23 protein-coding genes and 2 pseudogenes are annotated in these 23,187 nt (G+C 70.0%); 14 read left to right on the forward strand and 11 right to left on the reverse strand.

The genetic code is table 11. From position 1 onward, the window contains the following. Positions 1-326: 326 nt before the first annotated feature. Together HNR57_RS39460 and HNR57_RS10085 are read left to right on the forward strand one after the other, a co-directional pair. A pseudogene (locus tag HNR57_RS39460) lies at positions 327-594 on the forward strand (hypothetical protein); the annotation flags it as partial. Positions 595-630: 36 nt separating this feature from the next. Then, positions 631-972, forward strand: coding sequence for a hypothetical protein (locus tag HNR57_RS10085; RefSeq protein WP_246554607.1), 342 nt, complete (start codon positions 631-633; stop codon positions 970-972). Between the two features lie 95 nt (positions 973-1,067). Here the strand turns inward: HNR57_RS10085 and HNR57_RS10090 are convergent, their stop codons facing one another. Together HNR57_RS10090 and HNR57_RS10095 are read right to left on the reverse strand one after the other, a co-directional pair. Next, positions 1,068-2,153, reverse strand: coding sequence for a hypothetical protein (locus tag HNR57_RS10090; RefSeq protein WP_184560322.1), 1,086 nt, complete (start codon positions 2,151-2,153; stop codon positions 1,068-1,070). Continuing rightward, positions 2,150-2,821, reverse strand: a complete 672-nt coding sequence (locus HNR57_RS10095; protein WP_184559092.1) for a hypothetical protein — start codon at positions 2,819-2,821, stop codon at positions 2,150-2,152. The genes HNR57_RS10090 and HNR57_RS10095 overlap by 4 nt, the downstream gene beginning before the upstream one ends. Before the next feature lie 527 nt (positions 2,822-3,348). On the opposite strand from HNR57_RS10095, the gene HNR57_RS10100 reads away from it, so the two are divergent. Together HNR57_RS10100 and HNR57_RS10105 are read left to right on the forward strand one after the other, a co-directional pair. Next, positions 3,349-5,379 (forward strand): bifunctional polysaccharide deacetylase/glycosyltransferase family 2 protein, encoded by a 2,031-nt coding sequence (locus HNR57_RS10100; protein ID WP_246554505.1) that lies wholly within the window; start codon positions 3,349-3,351, stop codon positions 5,377-5,379. A 151-nt stretch (positions 5,380-5,530) separates the two neighbouring features. Continuing rightward, positions 5,531-6,589 carry an LCP family protein gene (locus HNR57_RS10105; RefSeq protein WP_425583469.1) on the forward strand — a complete coding sequence of 353 codons (1,059 nt, stop codon included), beginning with the start codon at positions 5,531-5,533 and terminating at the stop codon, positions 6,587-6,589. A gap of 69 nt (positions 6,590-6,658) precedes the next feature. Here the strand turns inward: HNR57_RS10105 and HNR57_RS10110 are convergent, their stop codons facing one another. The 3 genes from HNR57_RS10110 to HNR57_RS10120 all read right to left on the reverse strand — a co-directional run bounded on the left by HNR57_RS10110 (position 6,659) and on the right by HNR57_RS10120 (position 10,788). Then, entirely contained in the window at positions 6,659-7,363 is a 705-nt protein-coding gene (locus HNR57_RS10110) for a hypothetical protein (RefSeq protein ID WP_184559098.1), read from the reverse strand. 175 nt (positions 7,364-7,538) lie between these two features. Beyond that, complete coding sequence (locus tag HNR57_RS10115; protein ID WP_184559100.1) at positions 7,539-8,762, reverse strand: hypothetical protein; 1,224 nt, start codon at positions 8,760-8,762, stop codon at positions 7,539-7,541. After that, positions 8,752-10,788, reverse strand: a complete 2,037-nt coding sequence (locus tag HNR57_RS10120) for a hypothetical protein (protein WP_313673287.1) — start codon at positions 10,786-10,788, stop codon at positions 8,752-8,754. The genes HNR57_RS10115 and HNR57_RS10120 overlap by 11 nt, the downstream gene beginning before the upstream one ends. Before the next feature lie 548 nt (positions 10,789-11,336). On the opposite strand from HNR57_RS10120, the gene HNR57_RS10125 reads away from it, so the two are divergent. From HNR57_RS10125 to HNR57_RS10170, 10 genes are all read left to right on the forward strand, one after another. Continuing rightward, positions 11,337-12,074, forward strand: coding sequence for a hypothetical protein (locus HNR57_RS10125; RefSeq protein ID WP_184559102.1), 738 nt, complete (start codon positions 11,337-11,339; stop codon positions 12,072-12,074). A gap of 17 nt (positions 12,075-12,091) precedes the next feature. Further along, positions 12,092-12,982 carry a hypothetical protein gene (locus HNR57_RS10130; protein ID WP_184559104.1) on the forward strand — a complete coding sequence of 297 codons (891 nt, stop codon included), beginning with the start codon at positions 12,092-12,094 and terminating at the stop codon, positions 12,980-12,982. Next, complete coding sequence (locus tag HNR57_RS10135; protein WP_184559106.1) at positions 12,979-14,286, forward strand: TadA family conjugal transfer-associated ATPase; 1,308 nt, start codon at positions 12,979-12,981, stop codon at positions 14,284-14,286. The genes HNR57_RS10130 and HNR57_RS10135 overlap by 4 nt, the downstream gene beginning before the upstream one ends. Before the next feature lie 46 nt (positions 14,287-14,332). After that, on the forward strand, positions 14,333-15,283 hold the full coding sequence (locus HNR57_RS10140; protein WP_184560326.1) for a type II secretion system F family protein: 951 nt from the start codon (positions 14,333-14,335) through the stop codon (positions 15,281-15,283). Next, positions 15,283-16,206, forward strand: coding sequence for a type II secretion system F family protein (locus HNR57_RS10145; RefSeq protein ID WP_184559109.1), 924 nt, complete (start codon positions 15,283-15,285; stop codon positions 16,204-16,206). The genes HNR57_RS10140 and HNR57_RS10145 overlap by 1 nt, the downstream gene beginning before the upstream one ends. 73 nt (positions 16,207-16,279) lie before the next feature. Next, positions 16,280-16,531 carry a hypothetical protein gene (locus HNR57_RS10150; RefSeq protein WP_010041603.1) on the forward strand — a complete coding sequence of 84 codons (252 nt, stop codon included), beginning with the start codon at positions 16,280-16,282 and terminating at the stop codon, positions 16,529-16,531. Positions 16,532-16,575: 44 nt separating this feature from the next. Next, positions 16,576-17,037 carry a TadE family protein gene (locus HNR57_RS10155; RefSeq protein ID WP_097219035.1) on the forward strand — a complete coding sequence of 154 codons (462 nt, stop codon included), beginning with the start codon at positions 16,576-16,578 and terminating at the stop codon, positions 17,035-17,037. Continuing rightward, a complete protein-coding gene (locus HNR57_RS10160) occupies positions 17,038-17,466 on the forward strand; it encodes a TadE/TadG family type IV pilus assembly protein (protein ID WP_184559111.1) in 429 nt (142 codons plus the stop codon). Beyond that, on the forward strand, positions 17,463-17,933 hold the full coding sequence (locus HNR57_RS10165) for a pilus assembly protein TadG-related protein (protein ID WP_184559113.1): 471 nt from the start codon (positions 17,463-17,465) through the stop codon (positions 17,931-17,933). Before HNR57_RS10160 ends, HNR57_RS10165 begins: the two co-directional genes overlap by 4 nt. 295 nt (positions 17,934-18,228) lie before the next feature. Next, positions 18,229-18,459 carry a hypothetical protein gene (locus HNR57_RS10170; protein WP_184559114.1) on the forward strand — a complete coding sequence of 77 codons (231 nt, stop codon included), beginning with the start codon at positions 18,229-18,231 and terminating at the stop codon, positions 18,457-18,459. Positions 18,460-18,525: 66 nt separating this feature from the next. Here the strand turns inward: HNR57_RS10170 and HNR57_RS10175 are convergent, their stop codons facing one another. The 6 genes and pseudogenes from HNR57_RS10175 to HNR57_RS10200 all read right to left on the reverse strand — a co-directional run bounded on the left by HNR57_RS10175 (position 18,526) and on the right by HNR57_RS10200 (position 23,126). Beyond that, positions 18,526-18,879 carry a hypothetical protein gene (locus HNR57_RS10175; RefSeq protein WP_184559116.1) on the reverse strand — a complete coding sequence of 118 codons (354 nt, stop codon included), beginning with the start codon at positions 18,877-18,879 and terminating at the stop codon, positions 18,526-18,528. A 26-nt stretch (positions 18,880-18,905) separates the two neighbouring features. After that, a pseudogene (locus tag HNR57_RS10180) lies at positions 18,906-19,510 on the reverse strand (hypothetical protein). A 364-nt stretch (positions 19,511-19,874) separates the two neighbouring features. Further along, positions 19,875-20,345: a hypothetical protein gene (locus HNR57_RS10185; protein WP_246554435.1), complete on the reverse strand. Its 471-nt coding sequence runs from the start codon at positions 20,343-20,345 to the stop codon at positions 19,875-19,877. Positions 20,346-20,659: 314 nt separating this feature from the next. Next, positions 20,660-21,391, reverse strand: coding sequence for a hypothetical protein (locus HNR57_RS10190; RefSeq protein ID WP_184559118.1), 732 nt, complete (start codon positions 21,389-21,391; stop codon positions 20,660-20,662). Then, the gene (locus HNR57_RS10195; protein WP_184559120.1) at positions 21,388-22,470 is read right to left on the reverse strand and encodes a hypothetical protein; all 1,083 of its coding nucleotides are present in this window, start codon (positions 22,468-22,470) and stop codon (positions 21,388-21,390) included. The genes HNR57_RS10190 and HNR57_RS10195 overlap by 4 nt, the downstream gene beginning before the upstream one ends. Next, complete coding sequence (locus HNR57_RS10200; RefSeq protein ID WP_184559122.1) at positions 22,458-23,126, reverse strand: hypothetical protein; 669 nt, start codon at positions 23,124-23,126, stop codon at positions 22,458-22,460. Before HNR57_RS10200 ends, HNR57_RS10195 begins: the two co-directional genes overlap by 13 nt. Positions 23,127-23,187: the final 61 nt, after the last annotated feature.

A 23,187-nucleotide genomic window follows, 5' to 3' on the forward strand; every position in this document is an offset into this window, starting at 1 on the left:
TTCAACGTGCGCTGTCTTCGCTGGAGTCTGGCGGTGCACTCGTCGGCGAAAGGGCTCTCCCAGATCGCGCCCTCGTCGCCTCCGGTGTGGAAGGCGGCCGCGCGTGGGGTGGCCCTTCTTCACGGCGTTGTCGGGGTACGGCCCCAACTTACGGGCAAGCGCCCGCGCTTCCCGCGCACAATCCCGCAGCTGTTCTGCCCGCTTCCTCAACTTGGCGTCGTCGCCCGGCGTGGACCCCATGTTCGCTTCCGCCCCGTTGACTGGTGGTGCCTGCTATTTCTCGGAAGTTGATTTACGGCATCGCCGGGGAAGCATACGGGGGCGGTGTCGACCATCCGATGCTCGCGCTGGACGTCGCGGGCCCCCCGCGTTCCTGGAGCCGGACGCGTGGTGGTCCATCCGGACGGCGGCTGGACGGTCGTGGAGATCAAGTTCTTCCCCCTGCTGACGGTTCGGCGGACCCGGCGAAGGTCGGGGCTGCGGCCCGGCAGGCGGCTGTGTACGTGCTGGCCCTGGAGGAGGTCGCGGCCCGTCTCGCCCCGGAAGGGGCCTCTGCCCCGCAGGTGCGGCACCGGGTCCTGCTGCCTGGACCGCCTTCAGGGTCTGACGGCCGAGGAGGGCACCGACCTGGTGGCAGAAGCGCTGAAAGGTGCCGGCCTCACCCGGAAGTCTCAACTCAGTATCCTTGCGCGCTTGATCGCCGGGATGCGTTCCAGCTGGCGAATGTCCGCTGCGTGGCAGGGGCACGACGAAGGGGCCCCTGCCCGGCAGGTGCGCGGATTCGCGGTGTGGGTCTGCGGCCCCCTCGGCTACTGGCACCGTGAACTACCGGCAGAGCCGATACTGCCCGGCCAGGTGGATGAAAACACGCCGCTCAGGCTGGTCCGGGTCGATGCCAAGAAGGTCTGGCAGCTGATCACCGATCTGCTCCCGGCCGCGGAGGAGTTCGCGACGGCGCCGCACTCAGGGTGAGTGGGGCCTGCCCGGAATGATGCCGGGCCGTGCCGCGCAGCGGAAAAATTGTCCGCCGCGCGGCACGGCTTGGCCCGGTCTGTGAGAGCCCCGGCCTACCGGTTGACGGCCTGGATCTCCTGGACGGTGACCGCTTGTTCGTTGCCGAAGGTGCCGTTCGGGAGGTCTCCGCCCGCACCGCCGCTGCCGGTCCAGTTGATGTCCCACGTGATGGTGGCCCGGAGCTTGTACGTGCCGTCGCCGGAGGAGCGGAGGTACCTGATTCCGCACGGCGGCGTCTCGTCGGCCTTCCCCTTGGCGTAGGGCTCGCCGATGGAGTCGTCGGCGTTGAGGACGCACTCGCCCGAGGCCGGGTACGTCACGGCGTCCTCGGTGCCCGGCTCCAGCTTGAGGGACACCGGCCTGGCGGTGGTGGTGGCCTGGATGTTGAAGCCGGGGACGTTGAGCGCCGCCGTCGCCTGGACCTCGTCGAAGACGGCCTTGTCGAGCCAGGCCCAGGTCGGCAGGTTCACCTTGGTGTTGGCCTCGGGGGCGAGGGTGACCTTGGTATCGGGCAGCTGCATGTGCTGGTATGCGAGAGCGGCGAGTATCTCCGGTGAGATGGCCTCTTCGTACTGGGGCGGCGGTGCATCGCCGTTCTCCACCCAGAAGGGGAGATCGGTGCACGAGGTCCGCTTGAGGTAGTCCGGCTCGTCGGGGTTCTCGACGCCGGCCCAGAACATGCCCTTGCCGTCGTTCTCGACGTTGTAGTCCTTGTAGCCGGGAGTGTCGGTCCAGCCGTACTCGTCCTCGTAGTGGCGCTTCGTCTCGCCGATTGCCGAACCCGCGGTCCCGCCCATGCCGGGTGCCTTCAGCTGGCTGTCAATGTGCTTCGACATCTCCTTCTTGAATTCCTTGGCGCCGAGGTACGGGGCATACCAGCAGGGCGGGGGCGTCCAGTTGACGTCTGAGGATGTCACGTTTCCGGTGCCGCCGCCCTTGGCTACGGATCCGGAGTACTGGATGCGGGCGGCAGCGAAGATACCGCTCTTGTCGCCGCCGCCGGCCTGTTCGGTGCTTGCACCCTGGTTGTTGCCCGTCGGTTCCACTCCGTAGGCCGGTTGCGTAAGTACGAGAGCCCCGAGAATCAGCGATAGAGCAACCGTGCTCGTGCGGATGGGGCTTCTCCAGACCCTATTCACTGGCACTTTGCCGCCTTGGCCTCGACGAACACCTTGGACGCCTGCCATAGGCCCTGGTCAGTGGGGAACTTGACCATCACGATCTTGAAGTAGTCGAAGTCAGCGATGCTAGGCTCACTCTTCAGGATTTTCTTGGTCTTGACTTCTTTTCCGTAGAACTTGCTCGAGTCTACGCAGAACGCCACTTCCACCGATTTGCCGTTCGGGGCAGACCGCGTGGTGGCCTGGTAGTGGCGCCGAGTGCCAGTGGCAGTCCAGCCGCCGTCGACCCTGCTGTCGATCTGGGTCTTTGCGTAATGCAGCCCCTCGCCCGTGGAATAGGCGGTCACGGCCGCTCCATCGGACGTACGCTTGTACACGCCGTGGTAGATGGCACGGACGAAATTGGCGGCATCATCCATCGCGGCCGCCTCGTTCTTGTCCTTCGGCTTGTCCCAGTCGAAGACCAGGTCCATGTCGCTGGGCAGGGACAGGTCCACGCCGTCCGGCTTGTCCCCTGCCGGTGCTTGCGAGGCGGACGCCGACTCCTTCGGCGTCTCGGCCGCCTGGCCGGCGCCTGCGATCTTGTCGTTGTCGCCGGACTTGTCGTCCCCGCTACCGCAGGCCGTCAACAGCAGTGCTGCCGTTGCCGTCAACGCGGCAGCAACGGGCAATGAGCGGCGCTTCACAGTGACTCCCCGTGAGAGACAGAAGTTCAGTAGGTGCACTGACGGTACCGGTGAGCTTTCCGCTTTCACCAGCGCGAACTTCTGCGAGAACAGGGATAATGCTGGACGTACAGGGCTCTCTGTGAGCCGGTCGTGTGTCCTGTTCGTGCCCGACTGCTTGACAGCCCCGGGCTCCGTCGAAGTCCGGCATGCGCGGTCGGGCAGGCTCCGATTCGCTAGTGCGTGCAGTGCCCGTCCACCTGCAAAGCTCGCCGTTCCGGCCCTACCGCCCGCCCCCCGAAACTACACTCCCGCCCCATGCGTAACTCCCGCAGCACCAAAGCGCATTCGAAGCCCGCGGCATCCACGACGTCCCACCACAGCGCTGGAAGAAGACACCCCGCGGAGGACACCGGGCCCGGACGATGGCCGGAGCCCGGAGGCGGTGACGCCCCCTGACCCCCGCCGCGTCCAAAGCCAAAGCCAATGCCAAAGCCAGAACCCGGGCCCGGCACAAACAGTCCCGCGACCCCCGAGCCCACTGGCTCCTGCTCGCCCTCACCCTCCCCCTCGTCTTCGCGCTGCTGATCTTCGAAGGCTGGACCCAGCACGAGGTCGACGCCGCCAAGGCGCGGTCGCCCTGTACGGCTCCCGTGCCCGACGCAGTCGCCCGCGGCGGGCCCGTGATCGGGATCAACCGGGACGGGATACGGACCGGGGCGATGCCCGCCCGGACCGTCGCGCTCACCTTCGACGGCGGGCCCGACCCCGTCTGGACACCCCGGCTCCTCGACCTGCTGCGGCAGCACAACGCGCGGGCGACCTTCTTCGTGCACGGGGCCCAGGCCGCCCGGCATCCGGAGCTCATACGGCGGATCCGGGCCGAGGGGCATGAGATCGGCTCCAATACCTATACCGGGGCCGTGCTGGGGGAGTCCTCCGCGCCCCGTTTCCGGGCCGAGCTGGAGCTGACCCAGAGCGCCCTCGCCGGGGCCACCGGACGGCGGACGAACCTGCTGCGGATGCCCCGCACCACCAGCCCCGACACCCTGTGCGGACGCGAGTGGCAGGCCGCCCGGCGGGCCGCCGGGTACGGGTACGTGCTCGTCGCCGCCGACAAGGGGTCGCGCCGGCCCGCCCAGGGGATCGTCCGGCAGCTCAGCCAGACGGAGAGCGCCTATCAGGAGGCGCGCAGTCTTCTGAAGAACCGGGCCGTCGAGCGGTTCACCACCGTGTCCGACGGGCTCGGGCTCGTGCCGTACGCCTCCCCCTCCCTCCTGGAGCGGTGGCTCGGGCGGGGGCTGATCCACGTCACCGGTCTCGGGCAGGTCTTCTCGACCGCCATGATCTGGATCCTCGGCGTCGCCGGTGGTCTCGGCGTGCTGCGGCTGCTGCTGCTCGCACTCTTCGCCCGCGCCCATGTGCGGCGCCTGGAGCGGTTCCGGACCGGAGCGCCCTGGATGCGGGAGACGTCGGCGCCGGTGACCGTGCTGGTCCCGGCGTACAACGAGGAGGCCGGGATCGGGTCGACCCTGCGGTCGCTGCTCGACTCCACCCACCGGCAGCTCCAGGTCGTCGTGATCGACGACGGGTCCGGCGACCGGACCGCCGACATCGCCGAGACCATGGGGGACGCGCGGGTGGAGGTCCTACGGCAGGCCAACGCCGGCAAGGCCGCCGCCCTCAACACCGGGCTCGCGCACGCCCGTTACGACATCGTCGTGATGGTCGACGCCGACACCGTCTTCGAGCCCGACGCCATCGAGCGGATCGTCCAGCCGCTCGCGCACCCCGCCGTGGGTGCCGTCAGCGGCAACACCAAGGTCGGCAACCGGCGCAGTCTGCTGGCGAGATGGCAGCACCTGGAGTACGTCTTCGGCTTCAACCTCGACCGGCGCATGTTCGAGGTGCTGGAGTGCATGCCGACCGTGCCGGGTGCCATCGGGGCGTTCCGGCGGGACGCCGTGATCGGTGTCGGCGGGGTCAGCGAGGACACCCTCGCCGAGGACACCGACCTCACGATGGCCCTGTGGCGGTCCGGCTGGCGCGTGCTGTACGAGGAGTCCGCCGTCGCCTGGACCGAAGTGCCCACCAGCCTGAGGCAGTTGTGGCGGCAGCGGTACCGGTGGTGCTACGGCACGCTGCAGGCCATGTGGAAGCATCGCGGGGCCGTGTTCGGCACCGGGCCGGCCGGGCGGTTCGGGCGGCGCGGGCTGACGTATCTCGCGCTGTTCCAGGTCGCCTTGCCGCTGCTCGCGCCCGTCATCGACGTCTACGCCCTCTACGGGGTGCTGTTCCGCGACCCGTGGGAGTCCGCCGCGGTCTGGTTCGCGTTCCTCGGCGTGCAGATCCTCTGCTCCGGCTACGCCCTGAGACTCGACGGCGAGCCGGTGCGCGCCCTGTGGTCGATGCCGTTCCAGATCGTCGTCTACCGGCAGTTGATGTATCTCGTCGTCATCCAGTCGCTGGTGGCGCTGCTGCTCGGCAGCCGGCTGCGCTGGCAGCGGATGAAGCGGTCCGGGACGGCCGCTGAACAGATCGGCGGGCCCGTCCCGTATAGGAGTGTGCCGATGCGCTGACCCGAGAGCCCCCCACAGCACCTTCGAGGCGTCGATGAGCGACTGGACCGACCGTCCGGGAGACTACCGAACGGGGCAGGACCCGACAGGGGCCCCGCCGCTGTCCTTCCGGGTACCCCCACCCTCGACCCGCACCGCCCCGCTGCCCGGCATGCCCTCGCCCGCCGCCCCCGGCCGCTACGACAGCGGCCCGGGCCCCCGCGGCGGACGAGGCAGCAGGAACCCGCGGCGGCGGGCGGGCAGGGGCCGGAGGTACCTGCGTAACGCGGTCGTCCTGTCGTCCGTGCTGGTGCTCGGCGGGGCCGGTACGTACGTCTGGGCCGACACCCGGCTCAACCAGGAGGTCGACCTCGGCGCGCTCGGCGCTCGCGTGCCGGCCGGCGAGGGCACCAACTACCTGGTCGTCGGCTCCGACAGCCGCGAGGGACTGTCGGAGCAGGACCGGAAGGACCTCAACACCGGTTCGGCCGAGGGCCGCCGCACCGACTCGGTGATCCTGCTGCACACCGGCGCCAACGGCACCACCATGCTCAGCCTGCCGCGCGACTCCTGGGTGACCCTCCCGCCCTACGTCGACCCCGACACCGGCCGCAGCTACCGGGCCGCGCCGGACAAGCTGAACGCCGCGTTCTCGCTGGGCGGCCCCGACCTGCTGGTGCGGACCGTGGAACGCAACACCGGTGTGCGCATCGACCACTACGCGGAGATCGGCTTCGCCGGTTTCGTGGGGGTGGTGGACGCCGTCGGCGGCGTCGACCTGTGCCTGGACCGGCCCGTGCGGGACAAGGACTCCGGAGCGAACCTGCCCGCGGGCTGCCAGACCCTCGACGGCGCCGAGGCGCTGGCCTTCGTACGGCAGCGCAAACAGGAGGCCCGGGGGGATCTGGGCCGCACCCGCAACCAGCAGAGATTCCTCGCCGCCCTCGCCCGCAAGGCGGCCACACCTTCCACCCTCGCCGACCCGTCCAAGTCCCTTCCGACCCTGCGGGCCGGACTCGACACGCTCATCGTCGACGACGGCACGGAACTGCCCGACCTCATGGCGCTGTTCGAGGCCATGCGGAAGGCGACCGGCGGCGGAGGAAGACAGCTCAACGTGCCCGTGGCCGACCCGGACCTGCGCACCCCCAAGGGCAGCGCGGTGAAGTGGGACGAGCGGCGGGCGCGCGCCCTCTTCGCGGCCCTGCGGGAGGACCGGTCGCCGCGCTGATCAGCGCGGCGGGGCGGCACCGGGCCCGCGTGCGACCCCGGTTCACCGCTCCGGTGACCCGGATTCGCTTCACCTCGCGAGTTTGGAGTTCTGCGCCCTCACCACGGTCGCGGACATCTTGGCGTCGCTGGGCCGCCTGCTGTCGGCGACGGCGAAGCCGTTCACCGAGAAGTAGACGGCGAGCACGTCGCCGTCGCGGACGGCTTCGGTGTGCAGGGTGTGGGTGACACCCCGGAACGTCATCGTCGACCGGAAGGCGACGGCACCGGGCGCCGTGCCCTTCTCGGCGGTGACCGAGTCGTAGGCCGTGGTGTTCTCGCCCGCCTTCGCGGTGAACCCGTCCCCGCACCCCGGCACGGCCTTCGCCAGCCCGGCCAGCACCGACTCGGCCTCGGCCGCCGGCTCGTACACGGCGAGAGTGATGTACGTGCTCGCCTTGCCGAAACCCGTCCCGGCACTGCGCGTGATGTCGGCCTGCGGTTCACCGAGCGGGAGTTGATTCATCGCATGGGCCAGCGGGGCACAGCCGGGCCTGTCGACCGTGACCTCGTCCGGGGACTTGGCGAAGGCGTACTCGGCTTCCGGTGCGGACACGTTGTGGCCGGGCAGGTCGTCCTTCGTCACGATGACCTTCGCCAGCCGCTGTGCCGGAGTGATCTGCCTGGCTTTCGGCGCCGACGGCGAACCAGTGGGCGTGTCCTCGCCGCCCGAGCAGGCGGTCAGTGCGGAGGTCAGGGCCAGGACGGAGACGACGGCCAGGGCGGCGCGCTTCAAAGGAGGGCTCCTCGGTGCTGATTCGAGCGGACATCATGGCGTGGCTGCTCGGGGGGGCTCATGGGGGGTGTGCGGGTGCGATGGCAAGGGTGTGACGACGCGGGGACCGCCTGCCCGGTTGATCAACGGCCCTGCTGAGACCGGCCGGCGCGGGACGCAGGGAGCCGTGCTCGTTTCAACGGGCCCTGCCGAGCCCCGCCGACGGGGGCATCAGCGAGCCGTACCCCGTCGCCGCCCACGCGCTCCGCGCGGCCGGGAGCTCGAAGTAGGGGACCGTACGGCCGTTCGCGTCGGTGTCGGGGAGGACCTCGGGGGCGCGGCGGTCCCGCAGCGCGTCCGCACACTCCTTGCACACCGCCACGTCGAGCCGGTCCCGGCGGCCGAGCGGACGCCAGCCGGTGCGCAGGACCGCGCGGCCGTGCAGGGGGTTGAAGAAGCAGAGGGGAAGGCCGGGGGAGCCGGCCAGGGCATCACGGCCCTCCTGCGCCAGGGCCAGGGCGCCCGCGAGGTCAGGCAGGCCCCGGGCCCCGTCGAGGACCGTGCCGGCCGCGGCGTACACGTCGAGGGCCTGCTGGAGGCCGGGGGTCGCGGCGACGTCGGCGGCCTGGGTCGCCTCGCCCAGCGCCAGTACCTCCGCCTCCGCCCGGCGCCGCACCCGCGCCTCGTCGGCCGCGCGGGCGGTGGCGAACACCAGCTGGGGGACGGCCGGGGACGTGCGGGAACGGAGCAGGGCCGCGCGGGTCGCGAGCGCGGTCAGGGCCAGGGCCGGTACGGCGATGAGCAGCCACCAGCCGGTCCAGCCGGACCCGCTCGTGGAGCCGGACCCCGACCGCGCGGGCGGGGCCGATCCGTCCAGGTCGCTCACCGCCTCCTCGTAGCGCTGCTCGCCCTTGCCCTCCGCCACCAGGTCCACGGCCTTCGCGGTCAGGTCCGCCAGTCCCGCGTCCCGCATCTCGTCCAGGAATCCGGCGGCCGCCACGGCCCTGCTCGCCTGGTGGGCGTCGCCGGGCCACTCGTAGCCCCGCAGGGAGTCGGGGAAGTCGCCGTCCGACGTGATGAGGACGAGGTCGCGCCGTGCCGGGAGCCGGTCGCGGACCGTCCCGGCCAGGAGGTCGGATTCGCCGTCGAAGGCGTCGCCCTTGGTGAGGGGGGTGAGCACGACCTTGATGGGCAGGCCCGTGCGGCGGATGCGGTCCGCCAGTTGCCGCTGCCGGGACGGCGGTACGGCTTCGGCGTAGGCCTCGTCGACGTAGACGGGGGAGGTGCGCAGGGCGTTCGCGATGCGCTGCCCGGCGCTCGGGCCGTCGCCGTCCGCCGCGACGGCGCCGCCCGTCGTGGTGAGCACCGTCAGCAGCAGTGCCGCGAGGGTGGTGATCACGCGCTTCGCGTCAGTGGACACCTGCGGTCTCCCTCACCTTGTCGATGAGCCGGGCGATTCCGTGGGGTACGGCGGTCAGGGGGCCGTCGGTCACGTCGTAGTAGGGGAGGCGGGTGTTGCCGAGGGAGGGGTCGGGCAGCTTCAGCAGCCGGCCCGGGATGTCGCCCGGTGCGGCGACGGCCGCATCGCCGCAGAGCGGGCAGACAGGCAGCAGGCGGCGGCTGTTGGCCTCGGCCGAGACGCGGACGTGGTGCCGGCGGGCGGCGGGGCCGTGCAGCGGATTGACGCCGCAGCACAGGTCGGCCGGTTCGCCGGCGAGTGCGGCACGGCCGGCTCGCGCGAGCACGATGACGGCGACCAAGGTCGCGGCGTCCGTCCCCGGCTGCCGCACGCGCCCCGGGTCGCCGTCGACCAGGAGCAGCGCGGCGTCGAGGTGGTCCCAGGCGCGGTCGCGGTCCTCCGGGTCGGTGAACCCGGCTGACAGCGCGGTGAGTTCGGCGTAGGCGGTGCGCCGGAGGTAGGAGGCGGACGGTTCGGTCGGGGCGGTGAGCGGCAGGCTGCCGGACGGCTCGGGCTCGGGGGAGCGCCGCCGCCGCAGGGCCCGGACGATCCATGTCGCCCCGGCCACGAGGCTCGACAGCAGGAGGGCCGCGAAGGCGCCCACGAGCAGGCCCGGCCAGAAGTCCGTCGAGAACAAGGGCGGGAGGGCGGTCTCGTCGGCGGCGCTCGGCGCCGCGGGGGGCGCGGGCTCGGACCAGGGCCGGTCGGTGCGCGGGGTGTCGTCGAGGAAGGTCATCAGCGCGTCGAGGCGCTCGCCGAGGAGGTGGTCGCCGGCCTCGTCCGCCCTGCTGTCGCCCAGCGTGATGGCGTCCGGTACGTCGAAGGAGAGGCTGTTGCCGTCCAGGCGCAGGCCGTGGTTGTGGACGTCGATCGTGCCGTCGTCCGGGTCGGCGACCACGTACACCCCGTCCCCGCCCACCTTGGCGTGCACGGCCGCGGCGAACAGCCCCGAGTCGCCGGCCGACTCGCTCTCCGGTGTCTGCGGCACGAGGGAGACGTACACCGGGCCGCCGCCGTCGGAACGCCGGAAGTCCCGGATCCGCTCGTGCAGCCGGTCCAGTTGCCGGGCGTCGAGGACGCGCAGGCTCTCCGGATCGGCGTACACCGGGTCCTGCTTCAGCCCCGCCGCGACCCGCTCCACACGGGCGGACAGGTCGGCGGGGGTGGGAGGCTTCGCCGCGCTCGACCGGGTCTGGTCGAAGACGACGGTGGCGGTGAGGGCGACGGCGGCGGCGGAGAGGAGGGCCGCGCCCAGGACGAACCGGCGCCGGACGGGCTTCTTCGGCCGTCCGCGCCCTGCGTAGGCCGCGAGCAGCAGGATCGTCAGGGGTACGCCGGTGAGCAGGATGCCCGTGAGGAACGACTGGTTCTGGCGGTCGGACGGGCCGATGTACAGGTCGGCGGGTTCGTCCTCCCGGTGCTGCTCGCGAGCGGCCTCGGCGCGGGCGCCGGCCTTCTGGCCGCCCTGCGCGATGACATCGGCGAAGCGCTCGAAGCTGCGCAACACCCCTGCGTCGTAGGGGAGTTCGTACTGGGTGACGGTGATGGCCGCATCGGTGGGAGCGTCGACGCCGAAGGCCCTGGCCTCCGCGATGTCCGGCCCCTCGAAGAGGACGTACAGCCCGTCCCGTCCGAGCCGGTCGTGCACGGCGCCGAGCAGCTGCCTGCCGTCCGTGCCGCCCTGCAGGGGCAGGACCAGGACGTAGGTCGGGACGCCGGTCTTCTTCGCGATCCGGGCGAGGCCGGGGGCGGTGGAGCGGGGGACCTCGCGGGGGAGCTGGTCGGTGACGTGGACCGGGTTCTCGCGCAGGCGGTCGGCGAGGTAGGCGGCCCGGGTGGGGGAGTCCGCGGCGACGGCGGGGGTGGCGGTTGCGAAGAGGGCCGTCAGCGCGCACAACGCGAGGAGCCGACCCAGAACGCGGGCGCCGCTGTATCTCGTCCCCCATATCCGCTTTGTGCAGGCGTTGTTGGTCGTGACTGCTCTCACCGGTGAGTCCCCCGCGGTCCGTTCGATGTCCGCGCGGCACTCTACTCGGCCGTTCGCGAGTGCTACAGGTCGCCCGGTTGCGGCTCGGCCGGTTCTCCGGAGGGGCCCATGAGCTCGCGGCCCTCACCCTCACGGGCAGGATCACGCGACGCCTCAGCGCGACTTCGTGAGTGAATCGTGCAGGCCTGATGGCCAGTAGGTGACGAACTTGTCTGTCGGCAGGGGCTGTTGGAGTCCCTGGCGATTCGCTCGCGCACAGGTGCTGACGTCATGTGGGGCTGGTCCCGGCCGGGTTGGGCGGGTGGGACGTTGCAGATGGGTAACAGGCCGCAGCCTGCGGCCCGTGGGGCCGGACGCGCCTTGAGGGGCTTATGTGCGGCTGATACGGTGCGATGGCTTGACACTCACCCCCAGTGCTGGCTATTCGCCCAGGTCGGGCGGGTACGTCCGGCCCGTCCCGCACTTCTGCGTGCGGGGCGACGCGGGTGAAGTGTCCGAATTTGAAGGCACATGACAGACATCTTCTTGGGTGTACGGGGAGCGGTTGCGTGAAGATCCAAGAGCGTACGGGGGCGGGCGCAGGTCGTTCTGCCGCTCCGGCTCAGCCGTCGGTCGGCGACCGGCTTCCCACCCCGCCTCGCGAGCGCAAACCGGCACTGGCCGCGCTCGCGGTGCTGCTGATCCTGGTGGGTGCGCTGGGGGCGACCATGCTCGTGCTCCAGGCCGGTGACCGGATCGAGGTCGTCAAGGTCACCGAGGCGATTCCCGCGGGCGGCTCCGTCAACACGTCGAACACGGCCTCCGTCATGGTCGCCAAGGACGACAGCATCCACTACGTCGAGTGGGCTCAGCTGGACCAGCTGAAGAAGCTGAAGGCCGTCAACGCCATCCCCGCCGGAGTCGTCGCCGTCGGCGAGATGTTCGGCGACGAGGCGGGTGTCGCCGCCGGCAAGGCCACGGTGGGCCTGTCCCTCAAGGCCGGCCAGTACCCGACCGGCATCAAGCAGGGCGACACCGTCGCGGCCTACCGCGTCAGCTCCGCCACCGGCTCGTCCAACAGCAACAGCAACTCCTCGTCGTCGTCGGCGTCCAGCAACTCCGTCATCGTCGACAACGCCCGCGTCACCTACGTCCCGGGCGCAAAGGACAGCGGCGACGAACTCGTCAGCAGCACCAACCTGGCGGTCACCCTGACCGTCGACAGCGACAAGGCCGCCGACCTGGCCCAGGCCGCCTCCAACGGCGAGGTCGCTCTCGTCCAGGTCCCCGGTAACTCCGGCAACTAGAAGGCGGCACCCAACCCATGGCGCTCATCGCTCTCGCCGCCGACAAGGGTTCCCCCGGCGTCACCACCGCGGCCGTCGCCCTCGCGGCGGTCTGGCCGCGGCGTGTCCTGCTCGCCGAGGCGGACCCGGCGGGCGGTGACCTCGTCTACCGCAGTGCCGCCGCGCACGGCGGACCGCTCAACCCCAACACCGGCATGCTCTCCATCGCCGCCACCGCCCGCCGCGGCCTCGTGCCCGACCAGCTCTGGGACCACGTCCAGCCCCTGAGCGGCGGTCTCGAGGTCCTCGTCGGGCTCGGCATCGCCGAACAGGCCGCCGGACTCGCGGGGTTGTGGCCGACGCTCGGGCACGCCTTCAACTCCCTCGCCGACTCCCCGCACGCCGCCGCCGACGTCATCGCCGACTGCGGACGCATCAGCGGGGACACCCCGGCCCTCGAACTGTTCCCGCACGCCGCGCTCGTGCTGCTCATCTCGCGCACCGAGCCGGAGGCCCTCGCCCGCGTCCGGGACCGCGCCGCCGCCCTCGCGGGCAAGCTGCACGGCGGACCGCGTGGCGCCGCGAGCCTCGGCACCCCGATGATCGGCGTCGTCCTGATCGCCGACACCGGCACGGCAGGCAAGCTCGCCTCGCAGGTCAACGACATGCTCGTGCATGCCCAGACCGGCGCCCGCGTGGTCGGCACCATCGCCGACGACCCGGCCGGAGCCGACCAGCTGGCCGGCCGCAGGCGCGGCCGCCTCGACAAGTCGCTGCTGATCCGCTCGGCCCGCAAGGTCGCCGCCGACCTCTACCAGCAGTACGGCGCCGCCTGGGCCGCCTCCGCGCAGGCCAACCAGGCACCGCAGGCCCACCACGCCCCGCACGCCCCGGGCCAGATGCAGGGCCACGCGGGGGCCGGCGCATGACCGCTGTCGACCACCAGTTGGTCAAGCGGTTCCGCCAGGACGCCGGCGACCGCATCGCCGAGCAGCGCCGGCAGGACCAGGCCGCGGGCGTCACTCCGATGTCCACGGAGGACGAACGGCAGTACGCCCGTGCCGTCATAGCCCAGATCCTGGAGGAGTACGCCCGCGCCGAGATCAACGCGGGCCGTACGCCGCTGGACGCCGAGACCGAGGAGCAGTACGCGGCCGCCGTGCACGCCGCGCTGTTCGGCGTCGGCCGGCTCCAGCCGCTGCTGGACAACCCCGAGGTCGAGAACATCGACATCAACGGCTGCGACCAGGTGTTCATCGGGTACGCCGACGGCCGTGAGGTGCAGGGCGACCCCGTCGCCGAGACCGACGAGGAGCTCATCGAGCTCATCCAGGTGCTGGGTGCCTACTCGGGTCTGTCTTCCCGGCCCTTCGACTCGGCCAACCCGCAGCTCGACCTGCGCCTGCCCGACGGTTCGCGACTGTCGGCCGTCATGGACGTCACCCGGCGGCCCGCGCTGTCCATCCGCCGGGCGCGCATGGGCAAGGTGTTCATCTCCGACCTCGTCGGCAACGGCACCCTGTCGCCCGAGGTCGCCCACTTCATGGCCTGCGCGGTCCGCGCCCGCAAGAACATCATGATCGCCGGTGCCACCAACGCCGGTAAGACCACGCTGCTTCGGGCCCTCGCCAACGAGATCCCGCCGCACGAGCGCCTCATCACGGTCGAGCGGGCCCTGGAGCTCGGCCTCGACACCTTCCCCGACCTGCACCCCAACGTCGTCGCCTTCGAGGAGCGCCTGCCCAACTCCGAGGGCCAGGGCACCATTTCGATGGCGGAGCTGGTGCGACGCTCGCTGCGTATGAACCCCTCCAGGGTCATCGTCGGTGAGGTCCTCGGCGACGAGATCGTCACCATGCTCAACGCGATGTCGCAGGGCAACGACGGCTCGCTGTCCACGATCCACGCCAACAGCTCGCACGAGGTGTTCAACCGTATTTCCACCTACGCGCTCCAGGCGACGGAGCGGCTGCCCATCGAGGCCAGCCAGATGCTGATCGCGGGCGCGGTCAACTTCGTCGTCTTCATCCAGCGGCGCAACAACTTCGGCAACGGCGGCCGTCTCCAGCGCATGGTCACCTCCGTCCGCGAGGTCAACGGCGTCGACGGACGGGTGCTGTCCAGCGAGGTGTTCGCGGAGGCCCCCGACGGCCGGATCGTGCCGCACGCCCCCATTGCCTGCCTGGAGGAACTGATGGCACACGGCTACCAGCCGTCCGGGACCTGGGGGTGAGCCGGGAATGAACACGACCAACGCGGCGATCGGCTCGCTCGGCTCCATGGGCGGCCTGTTCTCCACCACCGTCCTGTACTCGATAGGGAGCGGCGTCGCCGTCGGCGGCGGACTCGCCCTCCTGCTCATCGCCATCCGCGGGCTGCCCGCCAAGCCCGACCACGAGAAGCAGAAGGCCGCCGAGCGGGCGAGCGAACTGATCCGCTTCGCCGGGCAGCGCGGCTCGCTGGCCGCCATCGTCGGCCTGGTCGTCCTCGTCCTCACCCGCTGGGCGGTCGCGGGCATCGCGGCCGGCGTCCTCGTCTTCTTCTGGGACCGCCTGTTCGGCGGAGCCGGTGAGGAACGGGCCGCCATGCGCCGCGTCGAGGCCCTCGCCTCCTGGACGGAGTCCCTGCGCGACACCATCGCCGGTGCGGTGGGCCTGGAGCAGGCCATCCCGGCCTCCGCCCGCGCCGCGGCCCCCGTCCTGCGGCCCCACCTCGACGCCCTCGTCGACCGGCTGCGCGCCCGCACCCCGCTGCCCGAGGCGCTCCAGCAACTCGCCGACGAGATCGACGACGCCTCCGCCGACATCATCGTCGCGGCCCTCATCCTCAACGCCCGGCTGCGCGGCCCGGGTCTGCGCCAAGTCCTCGGCGCCCTGGCCAAGTCGGCCCGCGAGGAGGTCGACATGCGCCAGCGGGTCATGGCCCAGCGCGCGTCGACCCGCAGGTCGGTGCAGATCGTCGTCGCGGTCTCCATCGCCTTCGTCCTCGGCCTGTCCATCTTCAACCGCGACTTCGTGGAGCCGTACGGAACGGCCGTCGGCCAGCTCGTCCTGGCCTGTGTCTGCGGCCTGTTCGCGCTCGGCTTCTGGTGGCTGCGCAAGCTGTCCACCATCGAGACGCCCGAGCGCTTCCTGGTCCGTGACGAGGCCTCCGTCCAGTTCGTCCGCCCGAGGACGCCGTCGGGGGCGCAGTCCCAGCAGCGGCTGCCGCAGGAAGAAGGGGCACGCTGATGGACCTCACGATGCCGCTCGTCGTCGGCGCCGTCATCGGCCTGGGCATCTACGCCCTCGTGCGCGCCCTCATGCCCAGCAAGCGCAGCGCGATCTCACAGGTCGCGCGGATCGACGCGATGCGGGCCCGCGGCTCGGCCTACGAGTCGGTCCGCGTCGAGCGGGAGAAGGGCCGCCTGGGCGCCTTGCGGGCCGAAGTGGGCCTGCGCGTCTCGGAGTTCTACCTCCAGCAGGGCTGGGAACAGCGCTCGCTGCGCGCGGACCTGGCGGTGCTGGACCGCAGCTGGGAGAAGTTCCTGGCGACGAAGGTGCTGCTCGGCGTGGCCGGCCTGTTCTTCGGCCCGTTCCTGTTCGCCATCGTCTACACCCTGGGCTTCGGCAGGAGCCCGATCATCCCGGTCTGGCTGGCCCTGCTCTTCGCGGTCGTCTTCTTCTTCCTGCCCGACCTGGAGGTACGGCGGGACGCGGCGGAGAAGCGGCGCGACCTGCGGCGTGTGATCGGCGCGTACCTCGACCTGGTGTCGATGAGCCTCGCCGGCGGACGCGGTCTGCCCGAGGCCCTGATGGCGGCTGCCGAGGTGTCCGACGGCTGGGCCAACCAGCGCATCCGCAACGCCCTGTCCGACGCCCGCATCACCGGCGTCAGCCAGTGGCAGGCACTCGGCGCGCTCGGCGAGGAGATCGGCGTCGAGGAGCTCAAGGACCTCTCCGCCTCCCTGGCCCTGGTCGCGGACGACGGTGCCAAGGTCCGCGAGTCCCTCGCCTCCCGCGCCGAGACCATGCGCCACCGCGAGCTCGCCGAGATCGAGGGCAGCGCGGGCGAGAAGTCCCAGTCGATGCTCGTGGCGCAGCTGCTGCTGTGCGCCGGGTTCCTGGTGTTCCTGATCTTTCCGGCGGCGATGCGGGTGTTCCAGGTGCAGTGAGCCGTGCATGAGCCTTGCAGCGACCTTCACAACTGCAGAACTCCGTGAACCGATTTCGAAAGGACAAGACGTCATGAACGGACGCAACTTCCACACCGGCATCCCCGCCGTGGACTTCCTGGTCACCTTCCTCCAGGCCCGCACCGAGCGGGCCCGCTCCGGCGAGCTGGACCGCGGTGCCTCCGCGGTCGAGTGGGTCATCATCTCCGCGGTCGTCGTGGCGATCGTCGGTGTCGTGGCCGCCATCATCAACGCCGCGCTGAGCGAGGGCGCCAACAAGGTCGGCGACTGCATCAAGGGCGCGGACGCGGGCAAGACCTGCTGATCGCCTCGACCATCAGGAGCATCAGAGCAACGGGGTTCACGGGGATGCCGGCAGACGTCAGCAGACGGGTACGCCGCTGGGTGCGGGCCGCACGGGAACGGGCGGCCACCCGCGGCGACTCAGGCATGACCGCGATCGAGTTCGTGCTGCTCACCCCGGTCCTGTTCTTCATGATCTTCGCGACGGTGCAGTTCGCCCTGTACTTCTTCGCGGACCACGTGGCCCAGGCGGCGGCCCAGGCCGGAGCCCGCAAGGCCCGCGCCACGGCCGACGAACAGCCGGGCGCGTGGCGGGGCGAGGCGCGGGACGTGGTGGACAGCTACATCCGCCAGCTCGGCCCCCAACTGGTCCTGTCCCCGGACGTGACGATGGTGCAGCCGGAGCAGAACACGGTGGGCGTGGAGATCGCGGCGAGGGTCCCGACGGTGTTCCCCGGGCTGGACCTGACGGTGCACGCGCAGTCGGTGGGGCCGGTGGAGCGGTTCGTACAGGAAGAGGGCAACTGAATGTCCGTCCCTTCCCTCCCCGAGGGCCGCCGGTCCGCGGACGACCGTGGCCTGTCCACCGTCGAAGTCGTGATCCTCGCACCGGTGATGATCCTGTTCATCCTGGTCCTGGTGGCATTCGGCCAACTCGTGGACGGCCGCGGGGCGCTCGACGGCGCGGCCCGGGACGCGGCCCGCGCGGGGTCGATCCAGAAGGACCACGCGACCGCCATGGCCGAGGCGAGGAAGGCCGCGGAGGCGAACCTGGCGGACGTCTGCTCGGGCCCGGTGAACGTCACGCAGACCAGCCAGGGCTTCGAACCGGACACCATCTTCACCGTCGAGGTGAGCTGTCAGGTGCGGGGCCTCGCCATGCTCGGCCTCGACGTCCCGACGACCCTGTCGTCGAGCTTCAGCTCGCCCCTCGACCCGTTCCGGAGGTCGGCATGAGACGGCTTCGGTCCTTCGGGCCGTCCTGGTGGGCGGCCCGTGGCGCGCGCCTGGACGACCGTGGCTCCGGCGCGGGAGCGGTCATCATCTTCACGCTCGTCTTCCTCTCCCTCTCCGCGTTCGTCATCGACGGCGGCCTGTCCATCTCCAAGCGGGAACGCGCCGCCGACATCGCCGAACAGGCCGCCCGCTACGCCGCCCAGGACATCGACCGCGACGCCCTCTACGAGAACGAGGGCGGCCCCGCACCGATCAACTTCGAGAACTGCAACGCCCGCGTGAAGGCCTTCGCCCGCGAGATGGACATGACGGGCGCGGACATCGGCGCGACCCACTGCGTGGCGGCGAACGCCGAGCAGGTCGAGGTCGAGGTACAGCTCACGTACTCCCCGGTGTTCACGGGCATGTTCTACGGCGGTGACGTGGTGGTCCACGGCCAGGCGGTGGCGCAGAACGAGGTCGGCTGAGCCGATCCGGAACATTCGGCGAATCTGCACACCGTTCACTGTGAGGTCGTGAGGGGGGCGGGCGGAAGGCGAGCCCGGCCCGATTCCCGCACCGTGGGCCACATTCCCGTATCGCGAAGTGGCAGAAGATGTGAAGACCGTGGGGTTCTCGGTGACCAAAAGGCCACACCCGTGAATTCGCCCCTCGAATTCCAACTCCCTCCCGTAGCCACTGACTGGCCGCCCCTTCTTCCGACGTGCTTTGATCAGTCGCGCTCGAGCACTTCGAATTATTGAACGAAGGGAACCGCCCTCCATGGCCTTCACCCCGCAGATCCAGACCGCCCAGATGTCCGACGCCGAGCTGGACACCATCGCCGGCGGCCAGGTGAGCGGTGCTGCCGCGGGTGCCGGCGCCGCAGCCGGTCTCTACGTCGAGACCACGGCCGCCGGCCTCACCGCCGGCGTCGGCGGCGGCGTGGGCCTCGCCGTCTCGCCGCAGGGCATCGCGGCGGACCTGCACCTCAACGCGGCCGTCGCTCACTGACGCACGCATGAAGAAGGCCCCGGGGCTTGGGCCCCGGGGCCTTTTCGCATCTCTCGGACAGGGGGTCTACTTTCCCCCGCCGTCTCCCTTACTGCCCCTACCGCCCCGCTTGTCCTCGGTCTTCATGGCGTCGTTCACCTTCTTGGCGAGTTCGTCGTCCAGCTTCTTGAACTCGCGCACGACGGCATCGGACATACTCGCCAGCGCATCCAACTGCTGCGTGATGTCCTCGCGCCCGTCTTCCCAGTTGGACTCGAAATCGTCGAGCGCGTCATTGACGCTGCCGTCGCCTATGTCGTCCTTGTACGACTCGAAGAGCTTCTTGGTGTGATTCAGACGGGTCTTGATGGACCGCAGCCGGCGCCCGTAGCTCTCCAGCTCGGTCAGCGGAAGCGCGAGGTCGCTCTTGCTCTTGCCCATGCGGATTCCCCCAGCAGGTCGGACGGTCAGACGAAGCGGAAGGTACTCGTCACAGCGTCGAAGATGTCATGGAACGCCTCGGCCAGATCCAGCACGGGGCTGGCCCCTGAGATGAGCACAACCTGGTCGGCGGTTCCCGGTACGGTACGTAGGTCTGGGTCAGCGCCATACGCAGCGTACGGCTGTCCCCCTCGGCGACGGGAAGGTCCTCGACGCCGTACGTACGGGCCGCTGGACCCACGTCCGGGAGGTCGACCGTCGTGACCTTGCGCCAGGCGTCGCCCTCACGGCGGGGCGTGATGGAGCGCAGGCTCTCGGCGATGGCACGGGGGTCTGTGGACAGCGCCACACCCTGCTTGTTCTTCGCTCCCAGCACGGAGACTGTGACGGTCGCGGACAGCGGGATGCCGTCGAAGTTCTCCGCCATGCAGCCCATGTAGAGGGCGCCGGAGTCGTGTGCGTCCTTGGCCATCTTGCGCAGCATGCTGGTCACTTCAGCGCGATAGGGCGCCAGCTCGGGCGTCTCCCGCACCCGTTCGTCGACAAGGGTCCGGACGGTCGCCTCACGGCCTTCTGGGCGGATGCCGAACTCCCACCAGGACTCAGGAACCGCCAGTGAGAAACTGGGCATCAGTTCAACCAATCTTGTCCTGGTCTGAGTGTTTGTCACATGTCGATCCCGAGGCCCTGGGTTGCGATATCGACCAGTCTGGGTTCTGGTACTGACGGGGATTACTTGCGGCTGAGCAGCTCCGGAATGGCAGGTGAGCATCCTGATGGGTTCGCCATTGTTTGTCTTCCCCTGCCGAGACTTTGCAGTCCGACTCGGCCACGCTGAGCCGCTGGATCTCCGCCCCGGCGATCTCGCTGCGAGGCGGCGCCCGTCCTGACGCCGCCGTAACTGCCCCAGCCGCCGGGGGCCATGGCAGGCGCGGGCGCGAGGAGGGCGACGGTCGGCTAGACGACAGTGACCGGCCGGGAGGCGCGTGGGGACCTCACTTCGCGCATCCACCCCTCTGCGAACGGGCCGACACCGCCTGCCACACCCCCTGGGCGTTCCTGCCCATGGAAATCACGTAGAGGACCTCGGGGTCCGTGCCCGCCGGGTTGCCCTTGACCTCACCGGTCCTGCGGTTCCTCGTCGAGGCCTTGCTCTCGTCGGTGCAGTAGGAGAGGGACGCCGCCGCCTTGTCCTTGGCGAGGATGACCTTGGGGTCGAACACGGGCAGCTTGCCGATGACAGTGAGGTTCTTGTCCGTGTATGTCCTGATCCACTGCTGGCTCTGCAGGAATCCGTTTTTCGTGTCGTAGAAGGCGCGGTCCTTGCTGTCGGGGTCGTTCTCGATGATCGCCGCGTACCCGGCCCGCAGCTGTTCCTTGCCGTCGTTCAGCACCGCCTGCTCAACCGGATCGCTGCTCGTCCAGTTCTCGAAGGTCAGCCGGAAGCTGTTCGGGAGCTTGATCACCGGGCGCTTGTCGTCGGCCCCTGCGGAGGGCGAAGCCGATGCCGGGCTGCTGAGTTGTTGCCCGCACCCTTGGTGTCGTCCGATGACGCATCGTCGCCCCCGCCACAGGCGGTCAGAAGCAATGCCGCCGTCGTGGCGAACGCTGCGGCAGTGGTGGTCAGTGCGCGGCGGGCCACAGTTGATCTCCCCCGTAATTTCGGTGTAGGCGACAGGGAACGACGCTAACAGGGGTGGGGCAGGGTGCCATGAGAAGCAGTGGTGGATCGTGTGGGGAAGGTGAGGAGTGTGACGTGGTCGGTTGCGAAGGGTGCTGCTCATGCTGGGTGACAACCTTCAGGGACCCCTTGCCCCAGCAGAGCGACGATCCTCCGGGCACCGTGCGGCGAACTCGTCAGCCGTGCCCACGAGCCGTCCCGGAACGAGACCGTGAAGTCGGACTCGGCCATGCTGAACCGCTTGATCTCCGCGCTGGTGATCTCGCTGCGCGGCATCGACCAGAGGACGGCCTCGGATCCCGGGACCTTCTCACCACCACCCCAGGAAAGGTGCCGGCTGCCCCGCCCGGTGTCCTCGTACGACCAGATGCGCACCAGCCCGTCCTGCTCCGCCAGTTCGATCTCGGTCACCGTGCGCCAGGACCGTCGGGAGGGATCGAGCTGCCAGGGCAGCGTGCGGGCCGTTTCACCCTCGCCCGCCCACATGACGGGGAAGTCGTCGATCTCGTTCTCACGCTCCTCCAGCTCCCCCCGCTTCTCCGGCGAGGCGGGACTGCCGAGGGCTTCGGCGAGGATGTAGAGGGGCAGCATCAGGAGCCCGGTGGTGGCGGACAGCACGTGTACGCCCAGCTTGCCGAAGAACCCCCGCACCTTGAAGGGCGGTTGGGCCGGCCAGCCGGGCAGGTCCCGCTCGATGTCGTTGCGTTCGAGGTCCCGGAAGGAGCGTCGCTTCGCCACAGAGGCGGCTGTGCCACTCGCGAACTCGACCCGGTAGCGCTCGGGTTCCTCGCCCATGCCTTCCTTCACCGTCATGCCGCGTGAGTCACTCACCGGTTGATCGACTGGATCTCCTGGACGTTCATGTCCTGGGTCGTCTCGAACGTGCCGTCGGGCAGGTCGCCACGCGTGCCGTCGGAGCCCTCCCAGGTGATCTTCCAGGTGACGCTGGCCGAGAGCTGGTAGGGGGTGCCGTCGGTGGCGCGGAGGTAGCGGATGCCGCACGGCGGGTTCTTGTCGGCGGCGCCCTTGGTGTACGGGGTGCCGATGGAGCCGTCGTCGTTGATCGCGCAGTCGCCGGAGGCGGGGAAGACCTCGGCGTCCTCGGTGCCCGGGTCGAGGTGGAGGGCGACCGGCTTGGCGGTGGTCTCCGCCCACAGGCCCGTGTTCGGCAGTGCGGCGCGGACCGTGACGTCCTTGAAGGTGCCCTTGTCGAGCCAGACCCACGTGGGCAGGTTGACCGTGGACTTGGCCTCCGGCTTCAGTTCGACCTTGGTCTCCGGGACCTTGACCTTGTTGTAGGCGTACTCGGCGAGTGTCTTCGGGGTGGGCGCGTTCGGATCGTCCGGGACCTCGCCGGCGTCGACCCAGAACATGATGCGGCCGCAGTCCCACGACTCCGAAGCGTTCGGATCAGGGGCGACACCCCGCCAGAAGTAGCCGTCCTTGCCGAGGTTGTAGTCCTTGTAACCCTCGGCGGTGCTGTTTGTCGGGGCCTTCAGGTCGAAGTTGTCCGCCGGCTTGCCGTCCCGGTAGTGGTCGGTCCACAGGCCCTTGCCGAACCAGGATTCGTGGATTCCGACGTCACCGCCACCGTCCGAGTCCACGAACCTCTTCAACTGCTCCGGGCTGAAGGCGGGCTCGTACCAGCAGGCCGGGGGCTTCCAGTTGGGATCGACCGTGCCGAGGTTGCCTTCTTCGCCGCCGCCACCCCCGCCACTCGGGTACGTGACCTTGATGTTGGAGACCGAGGCCGACAGACCTCCCTTGCCGTCGCTTCCGCCTTGCGGAGGCGGGGCCGCTTCTCCGCCGACCGGTTTGTCGGCATGAGCCGTACCAGCGGTCCAGAGGACGCAACCAGCCGCAAGCCCCACGATCAACTTCGTTCGCCGGGGCGCGGTCACCCTCGGCATGCCTCTGCCTTCCCCTCGACAGTGACCTGCTGAGCACGCCACACCGGGTTGTCCTTCACGGACGTCATGAGAAGGGTGAACTTCTGGTAGCTGGCCAGACTTTCCTTCGTGCGGTGGACCTTCTCACTCTTGACTTCCTTGCCGAAGACCTTGGACTGGTCCTCACAGAAGGTGACGTTGACCGTCTTGACCTTCTCGGACTCGTCGCCAGGGCTGACTTCGGCGTCGTAGTACCGGTCCCTGCCCGTCAGCGTCCAGCCGCCGTCCACGTACTCCTTGATCTGCGAGTGCGCGTACTGGGAAGCCTGGCCCGACGAGTAGAACTGGAAGGCGGGATCATTCGGGTCCTGCTTCGTGATGCCGTGGTTCAGCGCGCGAATGTAGTTCGCGGCGTCCTCGAGGGCTGCCGCGCTGTCCTGGTCCGACGGCTTCTCGAAGTCGAAGACCAGGTCCAGGTCCTTCGGGACACTCACGTCAGGCCGCTCGACATCGGTCGACGTCGAGCCCGAGGCCGAAGCGGAAGGGGTGCCGGCACCCTTGCCCGCTCCCTCGATGTCGTCCGACGCGTCGTTGCCACCCCCGCCGCAGGCAGTGAGCAGCAGGGCCGCTGTCGCAGTGAGCGCGGCGGCTGTTGTCTTCAGGGCGCGGCGAGCCACTGGTGGATCTCCCCCGTTGTTACGAACGTTGTTCTGCGTGTGCGGTAGAGAACGAAGCTAT

This window comes from Streptomyces paradoxus (assembly GCF_014202475.1).
Classification (GTDB): Bacteria; Actinomycetota; Actinomycetes; order Streptomycetales; family Streptomycetaceae; genus Streptomyces; species Streptomyces paradoxus.

What these genes read in the sequence shown, in the direction of transcription:
- HNR57_RS10140 (WP_184560326.1), top strand. Translation starts at nt 14,333, where the DNA reads ATGGGCGGCCTGTTCTCCACCACCGTCCTGTACTCGATAGGGAGCGGC.
- HNR57_RS10135 (WP_184559106.1), top strand. Translation starts at nt 12,979, where the DNA reads ATGACCGCTGTCGACCACCAGTTGGTCAAGCGGTTCCGCCAGGACGCC.
- HNR57_RS10165 (WP_184559113.1), top strand. Translation starts at nt 17,463, where the DNA reads ATGAGACGGCTTCGGTCCTTCGGGCCGTCCTGGTGGGCGGCCCGTGGC.
- HNR57_RS10130 (WP_184559104.1), top strand. Translation starts at nt 12,092, where the DNA reads ATGGCGCTCATCGCTCTCGCCGCCGACAAGGGTTCCCCCGGCGTCACC.
- HNR57_RS10150 (WP_010041603.1), top strand. Translation starts at nt 16,280, where the DNA reads ATGAACGGACGCAACTTCCACACCGGCATCCCCGCCGTGGACTTCCTG.
- HNR57_RS10145 (WP_184559109.1), top strand. Translation starts at nt 15,283, where the DNA reads ATGGACCTCACGATGCCGCTCGTCGTCGGCGCCGTCATCGGCCTGGGC.
- HNR57_RS10155 (WP_097219035.1), top strand. Translation starts at nt 16,576, where the DNA reads ATGCCGGCAGACGTCAGCAGACGGGTACGCCGCTGGGTGCGGGCCGCA.
- HNR57_RS10170 (WP_184559114.1), top strand. Translation starts at nt 18,229, where the DNA reads ATGGCCTTCACCCCGCAGATCCAGACCGCCCAGATGTCCGACGCCGAG.
- HNR57_RS10195 (WP_184559120.1), bottom strand. Translation starts at nt 22,470, where the DNA reads ATGCCGAGGGTGACCGCGCCCCGGCGAACGAAGTTGATCGTGGGGCTT.
- HNR57_RS10105 (WP_425583469.1), top strand. Translation starts at nt 5,531, where the DNA reads ATGCCCTCGCCCGCCGCCCCCGGCCGCTACGACAGCGGCCCGGGCCCC.
- HNR57_RS10160 (WP_184559111.1), top strand. Translation starts at nt 17,038, where the DNA reads ATGTCCGTCCCTTCCCTCCCCGAGGGCCGCCGGTCCGCGGACGACCGT.
- HNR57_RS10175 (WP_184559116.1), bottom strand. Translation starts at nt 18,879, where the DNA reads ATGGGCAAGAGCAAGAGCGACCTCGCGCTTCCGCTGACCGAGCTGGAG.